The sequence below is a fragment of the Rhizobium sp. BR 317 genome (assembly GCF_047445835.1).
Lineage (GTDB): Bacteria > Pseudomonadota > Alphaproteobacteria > Rhizobiales > Rhizobiaceae > Rhizobium > Rhizobium paranaense.
Map to the genome: position 1 here is coordinate 1 of NZ_JARWLB010000149.1, position 1,081 is coordinate 1,081.

Annotated in this window: 1 pseudogene; it reads right to left on the reverse strand. The window is 63.1% G+C overall.

The features are described 5' to 3' along the window. Positions 1–1,081, reverse strand: a pseudogene (locus QD357_RS32440) (lactate dehydrogenase); the annotation flags it as partial.

A 1,081-nucleotide genomic window follows, 5' to 3' on the forward strand; every position in this document is an offset into this window, starting at 1 on the left:
GAGAGCCGCATCCGTGTCGCAATGAAGAAGTTCGGCAATATGATCGAGGTCGATGCGTCCGCGSTCGTTSAGSACGACSGCCAAGGCATCSGCKGCSGAGGTGATGAYSGGCGKRGMAGGGGGCGCGATSACKCGTTCYGAGAARATSGGMCCRGGCYTKGCSGTRTCGGTTTCGAGGTCATARTMCTCGATGGAGGCGACCAGCCAGCARTCCGGATCRTCGCKRAAKGGCWGRAGGTTCGGCTGGCGATGGTTCTCACGAACCTCGCCCGTCGTCTCATCCTCGATGATCKAGACAGTGGTGTGGTTKATCGGGCCGAAATCGCGCACGAAGTTCGACCAGGCGATGCGCAGCCGTACCTGCAGCTCGCGCCACGGCCGGTCCAGTTCCTGGGCTTTCAGGACGTCGCGCACGGCATCACGGATCGGGATCAGTTTGCGAATGATCCGGACATGCTTTTCCGAAATTCCCTCGCCGCTGCGGGCCTTGCGCACGTGAACCGGAACAGGCYCGCMGTCGACAACCTGCATGAGACCATGTCTGACGTCGACAAAATAGCTGCCTTCGCGCACCTTGGCATTGTCGGGACTGAGATCGACGATCTCGGCAAGCTCATCCTCCAGATCAATGTCAATGGCGGTCGGCTCGCCGTCATAAAGGCCTTCCGGAAGAAGCGCGATGGCTGCTGTCAGCGCCGCGTCGAGCCCCTCGCCAGCACGTGACCGGCACGTATAGGTCTCCCCGAAGGGGCCGGAGGTCAGGGCATGATCGCCKAGCACGAACTCCGGATGCTGCGCGAACCACCTGTTCACGCGGATCGCCCCCTCGTCCTCGGCAGCCGGCCGGACCCCTTCCAGGTCGAGCCACGAAAGGTCGCCTTCCGGTTCACCTGCGTTGCGCTTGCGGAAGAAGAGGATATCGACCACGACGTCGGTCCCTGCGTCACGCCGAAAACTGCCTTCGGGCAGTCGGATCGCGGCGATCAGGTCTGCGGACTTGGCAATGTGTTCGCGTGCGGTGCCCTCTGCCTTGTCCATYGTGCCGGCGCTGGTGACGAAGGCGGCCAGGGCACCGCACGCG